At 71.5% G+C, this 6,855-nt stretch carries 5 protein-coding genes; 3 read left to right on the plus strand and 2 right to left on the minus strand.

What is annotated here, in order from left to right; all coding sequences use genetic code 11:
- Positions 1 to 209: 209 nt before the first annotated feature.
- Both ACQKIP_RS35570 and ACQKIP_RS35575 read left to right on the plus strand, forming a co-directional pair.
- The gene (locus tag ACQKIP_RS35570) at positions 210 to 1,592 is read left to right on the plus strand and encodes a glutamine synthetase family protein (protein WP_427745085.1); all 1,383 of its coding nucleotides are present in this window, start codon (positions 210 to 212) and stop codon (positions 1,590 to 1,592) included.
- Positions 1,593 to 1,639: 47 nt separating this feature from the next.
- Positions 1,640 to 2,914, plus strand: a complete 1,275-nt coding sequence (locus ACQKIP_RS35575) for a cytochrome P450 (RefSeq protein WP_365867305.1) — start codon at positions 1,640 to 1,642, stop codon at positions 2,912 to 2,914.
- A gap of 81 nt (positions 2,915 to 2,995) precedes the next feature.
- Here the strand turns inward: ACQKIP_RS35575 and dusB are convergent, their stop codons facing one another.
- Together dusB and ACQKIP_RS35585 are read right to left on the minus strand one after the other, a co-directional pair.
- Positions 2,996 to 4,126, minus strand: coding sequence for a tRNA dihydrouridine synthase DusB (gene dusB, locus ACQKIP_RS35580; protein ID WP_365867307.1), 1,131 nt, complete (start codon positions 4,124 to 4,126; stop codon positions 2,996 to 2,998).
- A gap of 49 nt (positions 4,127 to 4,175) precedes the next feature.
- The gene (locus ACQKIP_RS35585; protein WP_365867309.1) at positions 4,176 to 5,078 is read right to left on the minus strand and encodes a helix-turn-helix transcriptional regulator; all 903 of its coding nucleotides are present in this window, start codon (positions 5,076 to 5,078) and stop codon (positions 4,176 to 4,178) included.
- Between the two features lie 17 nt (positions 5,079 to 5,095).
- On the opposite strand from ACQKIP_RS35585, the gene ACQKIP_RS35590 reads away from it, so the two are divergent.
- Entirely contained in the window at positions 5,096 to 6,658 is a 1,563-nt protein-coding gene (locus ACQKIP_RS35590; RefSeq protein WP_365867311.1) for an MFS transporter, read from the plus strand.
- Positions 6,659 to 6,855: the final 197 nt, after the last annotated feature.

The following is a 6,855-nucleotide window of genomic DNA, read 5'->3' on the forward strand; positions in this document are numbered from 1 at the left end:
ACCAACCACCAACCCCGACAGCCCCTTGACCAAAGTCATAGGGACACCCCCCCGGCAGGGAAAGCCCACCCCGGAGAGTCAACGCAACCCGCGGCGGGACGAGTTACCCCCCAAACCCCCCGGAGGGGCTTGCGCGGAACCGCAGGGGTTTCTATCGTTTGGTCTCAAACGATAAGCCCGATCCACCCCGCAGAAAGGCTGGACTCCGGGTGAGTGAAACCAGCGCAACCCCGAGGAACAAGGCCACCCGAGTAGCGGAAACCGTAGAAGCGCTGCGCGCCCAAGGCACCGACGTGATCCGCGTCGTCTACCCGGACCTCCTCGGCGCCGATCGGGGAAGAGACATCCTCGTCACGCATCTGCCGAGCGCCTGCGAACACGGCCTCTCCTTCTGCCGCGCCGTCTACCACACCACCCCCCGAGGCGACGTCGTCCCGGTCGCGGGCGGGCTCGACGCCGGGCTCCCGGACGTCGCCGTACGACCGGATCTGTCCACCCTCAAGGCGCTGCCCTGGGAGCCGGGCGTCGCCTGGTGCCTGGGCGACACCTTCGACCCGGCGACCGGCGAAGCCGCCCCGGAGTCGCCCCGCGCCCTGCTGCGGCGGGTACTCGAAAGCGCCGAGGAGTACGCCGACGGCGCGGTGACCCCGGTCGTCGGCCCCGAGCTCGAGTACTTCCTCTGCGAGGCCGACCCCGGGACCCCCTCCGGGTGGTCCGTGTACGGCGGCGCCACGGGCAACGTGTACAGCGCGGGCCGGCGCGGCGACCCGGACGGCCACCTCCTGCGCACCCTGCGCGCCCTGGGCGACCTCGGCATCGGCGTCATCGCGGGCAACCACGAGTTCGACGGCGGGCAGTTCGAGATCAACCTCGACCACTCCGAGGCCCTGGACGCCGCCGACCGCGCCTTCCGCTTCAAGGCCGCCGTCAAGGAGACGGCCCGCCGCGAGGGGCGGCTCGCGACCTTCATGGCCAAGCCGTTCAACGGCCTCGGCGGCTCCGGCTTCCATCTGCACGTCTCGCTCGTCGATGCCGCCGGACACAACGTCTTCGCGGACCCGGGAGCCCCCGACGGCCTCTCCGCCACCGCCCGGCACGCCATCGCCGGACTCCTGCGCCACGCCCCCGCGCTCAGCGCCCTGCTGAACCCCACCATCAACTCGTACAAACGCTTCGGCCCCGACACCCTCGCCCCCTGGCTGATCGACTGGGGCCACGACAACCGCAGCGCCATGCTCCGGATACCGCCCGAGAGGGGCGCGGGGACCCGCCTCGAACTCCGGCTCGGCGACGCCTCCGCCAATCCCTACCTCGCCGTGGCCGGCGCCGTCGCCGCCATCCTCCTCGGCATCCGCGACAAACCGGAGCCGCCCGCGCCCCTGGAGGGCTACGGCTACCAGGAGGACTCCGCCCCCGGCCTCCCCGGCACGCTCGGTGCCGCGCTCGACGCCCTGGAGGCCGACACGGCACTGACCGGGCTCCTGGGCGCGGAGTTCACCGGCGCCTTCCTCACGTACAAGCGCAACGAGATCGAACGCTTCCAGCAGCACGTCACGGAATGGGAGTTCACGGAGTACGCCTTCCTCATCTGACCCCGTGCCCCCCTCGTCCGACTCCCGAGAACCGAAGGATTACGTCCATGAGTACGGTCACGGGGTCCGCGCCCCTCGCCCTGTCCGACGTCGACCTCTCCGACAACGACAAGTTCACCGACGGCACGCTGCCCTGGCGGATGTTCGACGTGCTGCGCCGCGAAGACCCCGTCCACTGGCAGCCCGAGCCCGCGCCCAACTCCGGCTTCTGGGCGATCACCCGGCACGAGGACATCGTGCGCGTGGACCGCGACCCGGAGACCTTCACCTCGATGCGGTTCACCAACCTCGAAGAGGTCGACGAGGACCAGATAGCCCTGCGCCGCTCCCTCCTGGAGACGGACGGCATGCGGCACCGCGCGATGCGGCTGATCCTGCAGAAGCAGTTCACGCCGCGCGCGGTCGCGACGTACGAGACGTTCCTGCGGGGGCTCACCGCCCGCACCCTCGATGCCGCCCTGCCCAAGGGGACCTTCGACTTCGTGCGTGAGGTCTCGGCCGACTTCCCCATCAACGTGCTCGCGCGGATGCTCGACGTCCCCGAGGAGGACACCCAGCAGCTCATCGACTGGGGCAACCGCATCATCGGGAACACCGACCCCGACTACGCCGACGTACTCCTGGAGAGCGCGGAGAGCGAGCGGTACCGCGATCTGCCCTTCCGGTCGCCCGCCTCGCTCGAAGTCTTCGAGTACGGCAGGAAGCTGGCGGCGAAACGGCGCGGCGGCAGCGGCACGGATCTCGTGAGCACGCTGGTCAACAACTCGCCCAAGGACGGCGTCCCGCTCTCCGACACCGACTTCGACAACTACTTCCTGCTGCTCGTCGTCGCGGGCAACGAGACGACCCGGCATGCCATTTCGCACTCCATGCTCGCGCTGATCAATCACCCGGACGAGCGCGCCAGGCTCACCGCCGATCCCTCGCTCATCCCCGGCGGCGTCGAGGAGTGCCTGCGCTGGGCCTCGCCCGTCTACCACTTCCGGCGCACGGCGACCCGGGACGTGGAACTCGGCGGCAAGCTGATCAGGGAGGGCGACAAGGTGGTGCTGTGGTTCGCCTCCGGCAACCGTGACGAGGACGTCTTCCCCGACCCGTACCGCTTCGACGTCACCCGCGAGAACATCGACCACGTCACCTTCGGCAAGGGCAGCCCGCACTTCTGCCTGGGCAACTCCCTGGCCCGCCTGGAGATGCGGATCATGTTCGAGGAGCTGCTGCCGAGGTTGGCGGACATCCGCCTGGCCGGTGAGGTGCGGCGGGTGCGGTCGAACTTCGTGAACGGGATCAAGGAACTCCCTGTCACGGTGACACTGGCGTAGCGCTCCCGCCGGATGACTTGTTCGTCCGCGGGTCGGCTGTGGCCGGTCGCGCAGTTCCCCGCGCCCCTTGAGGGGCGCTTGTCAGCCGCCGGACGTGTCCAGTTCCGCGTCCTCGCTGATGCCCGCGCAGTCGTACGGGTCCTTCAGCCAGCCGTCCGGCAGGACCACGCGGTTGTTGCCCGACGTACGGCCGCGCGGGCCGTCCGCGCCCGTCGGCCACGGCTGGTCGAGGTCCAACTCGCCGAGCCCGTCTTCGAGTTCGGCGAGGGACGAGGTGATCGCGAGGCGCTTGCGCATCTCCGAGCCGACGGAGAAGCCCTTCAGATACCAGGCCACGTGCTTGCGGAAGTCGATGACGCCGCGCGCCTCGTCGCCGATCCACTCGCCGAGCAGTGTCGCGTGGCGCAGCATGACCTTCGAGACCTCGCGCAGGTCCGGGGCCTTGGGCGCGCCCGTGCCCTCGAAGGCGGCCACCAGGTCGCCGAAGAGCCAGGGGCGGCCGAGGCAGCCGCGGCCCACGACGACGCCGTCGCAGCCGGTCTCCTTCATCATCCGCTGCGCGTCGGCGGCGGACCAGATGTCGCCGTTGCCGAGGACGGGGATCTCGGGGACGTGCTCCTTGAGGCGGGCGATGGCGTCCCAGTCGGCGGTGCCGCCGTAGTGCTGGGCGGCGGTGCGGCCGTGCAGGGCGATCGCCGTGACGCCCTCCTCCACGGCGATGCGGCCCGCGTCCAGGAAGGTGATGTGCTCGTCGTTGATGCCCTTGCGCATCTTCATGGTGACGGGCAGGTCCCCGGCGCCGCTGACGGCCTCACGGAGGATCGCGCGCAGGAGGGGCCGCTTGTACGGGAGCGCGGAGCCGCCGCCCTTGCGGGTGACCTTGGGGACGGGGCAGCCGAAGTTCAGGTCGATGTGGTCGGCGAGGTTCTCCTCGGCGATCATGCGGACCGCCTTGCCGACCGTCGCCGGGTCGACGCCGTACAGCTGGATGGACCGTGGCTTCTCGGTCTCGTCGAAGTGGATCAGCTGCATGGTCTTCTCGTTGCGCTCGACCAGGGCGCGGGTGGTGATCATCTCGCTGACGAAGAGACCCTTGCCCCCGCTGAACTCACGGCACAGCGTCCGGAACGGCGCGTTCGTGATGCCCGCCATGGGTGCGAGCACGACGGGCGGCCGCACGGCGTGCGGGCCGATCTGAAGCTGGGGCTCCATGGCGCGGGATTCCTCCGGGACGAGCGGGGCCGATACGAGGGCAGACCTCTTATTGTCCCTCATCCGCGGGACTGCCCGTGCGGCTGCCCGTCCCCCCGGCCTTCACCAGGCGGTACAGCTCCTCCGTGGCCGCCTGCGAGCGGGCGTCCGCCGGGACGTATGTGCCGAGGCGCGGTCCTTCGGCCGGGCCGAGCCACAGACCGTGGTACGTGAAGTGCAGCGGGCCCACGACGGAGTTGTTGAACCGTTTCGACTGGTCCACGGCCTGCATCACCTCGTGCCGCTCCCACAGTTCACAGAAGGCCGGTGACGCCTTGCGCATCCTCCTGAGCAGCGTCTTCCACGCCGGGTCCGCGAGGTGCCCGGCCATCCGCGCCCGGAACCGCGCCACCATCCGGCGCATCGTCTCGTCCCGGTCCTCCATGGCGGCCTGCCAGGCGGGGTGCGTGAAGGTCAGCCACATGCAGTTGCGGTCCTCGGGCGGCAGCGCGTCCAGGTCCGTGAGGAGATTTCCGTACGTGGCGTTGTAGGCGAGGATGTCGTAGCGGGCGTTCTGGACGCAGGCCGGGTACGGCTCCAGCTGCGTGACGATCCGCAGCAGGCCCCGCGGGACCGACGCGATCTCGGCGGCCGGGGACGGGTCGGCGGTGCCCGCGAGCTGGAAGAGGTGGGCGCGCTCACCGGAGTCGAGCATCAGAGCGCGGGACAGCGCGTCGAGCACCTGGGCCGAGACGTGGATGGCGCGGCCCTGCTCAAGCCACGTGTACCAGGTGACGCCGACCGTCGAGAGGTGCGCGACCTCCTCGCGGCGCAGGCCCGGCGTACGGCGGCGGGGGCCGCGGGGCAGGCCCGCCTGCTCGGGCGTGATGCGCTCGCGGCGGCTGCGCAGGAAGGCGGCGAGTTCGCTGCGGCGGATGCGGTCGCCCGTCCCGGCGGGCGCTGCGGTGTCCATGGGGACAGCTTGCCCGTATGCCGACCCTGTTTCCAGGTAGTACAGGTACCAGGATAAAGAGGCTCTGGTACCAGGCTGAAAGTTCGACGAGCGTCGTACTCGTGAATCTGACGAACTCCACGGCCCGCGTCCTGAAGCCCGCCCCTGCCACCGCGGACGCCGCGGCCACCGCCGGCGCGGACGACCCGGCCGCCTCCCCCGTCCTGACCCCGCTCGGCCTTGTCACCATCCTGCTCGGCGCCGCGCTTCCGATGATCGACTTCTTTATCGTCAACGTCGCCCTGCCCAGCATCGAACACGACCTGCACGCCTCCCCCGCCACCCTGGAGATGGTCGTCGCGGGCTACGCCGTCGCGTACGCGGTGCTGCTCGTGCTCGGCGGGCGGCTCGGCGACACGTACGGGCGCCGCAGGCTCTTCCTCTGGGGTGTCGCCGCCTTCGGCGTGACCTCGCTGGCCTGCGGGCTCGCGCCCGGCGCCTGGTGGCTCGTGGGGGCGCGGGTGGCGCAGGGCGCGGCGTCCGCGCTGATGCTGCCGCAGGTGCTCGCCACCATCCACGCGACGACGCGGGGCGAGCGGCGGTCGAAGGCGGTCGCCCTCTACGGCTCGGTGGGCGGTATCTCCGTCATCCTCGGCCAGGTGCTCGGCGGTGTCCTGGTCTCCGCCGATCTGGCGGGCACCGGCTGGCGCGCGGTGTTCCTGGTGAACGCGCCCGTGGCGGTCGCGGCGCTGCTCTGCGCGGTGCGCTCCGTGCCGGACAGCCGTGCCGGGCAGCCCGCCCGCAGCGACACCGGCGGCACGCTGCTGCTCGCCGCGGCGCTGATCGCGCTGCTCCTTCCGCTGACCGAGGGCAGGGCCGCGGGCTGGCCCCTGTGGTCGGTGCTGCTCCTGGTCTCATCGCCGTTCCTTGCGCTTGCCTTCGCCCGGGTCGAGCTGCGGGCCGAACGCACGGGTGGCAGTCCGCTGCTGCCTCCCTCGCTGCTTCGTGAGCCCGGTGTGCGCAGGGGCCTGGTTCTCGGCCTGCCCATCTTCACCGGCTTCGCCGGCTGGATGTTCGTCAGCGCGGTCACGCTCCAGCAGTGGCTGGGCTTCGGGCCGCTCAAGGCCGGTCTGACGCTGATCCCCATGGGCGTCGCGCAGTTCGCGGCGTCGATGCTCGCCCCGCGCCTGGTCACGCGGTTCGGCAGCCGCGCGCTGACGTTGTGCGCGCTGGTCCACGGCTCGGGGCTCGCGCTGCTCGCCCTGACGGTGCTGTGGGCCCCGTACGCCTGGCTGACCCCGCTCGCCCTCGCCCCCGGCCTGGCCCTGTGCGGCCTCGGCCAGGGCGTGCAGCTGGCTCTCTACTACCGCATCGTGCTCGCCGCGGTACCGGCGGCGAAGGCGGGCGCGGGCAGTGGGCTCGCGGCCACCGTGCAGCAGTCCTGCCTGGCCTTCGGCGTCGCCACCCTCGGCTCGCTGTTCCTCGCGCTGGTTCCGGCGGCGGGTATGCGGGACGCGTTCGCGATTGTCCTGGGCGTACAGCTGACGGGGCTGATCGCCTTGGCCCTCCTCAGCCTGCGGTTGCCTCGGCGGCTGGCCTGAGGCGGCTCGCCTTCGGCGGGGGGCGGGTGCTCTTGGTGCGGGTCCGTCGTGGTTGCTCGCGCCGTTCCCCGCGCCCCTGACGGGGCGCGCCTGACGCCCGCCTGTCCCGTGCCGGTTCGTCGTGGTTGTTCGCGCCGTTCCCCGCGTCCGTGGGGCACCGGGGGGCCCCGGGGCCCCCGGGGCCGCCGAGGGGGGTG

This window comes from Streptomyces sp. NPDC059900 (assembly GCF_050270335.1).
Taxonomy (GTDB): Bacteria; Actinomycetota; Actinomycetes; order Streptomycetales; family Streptomycetaceae; genus Streptomyces.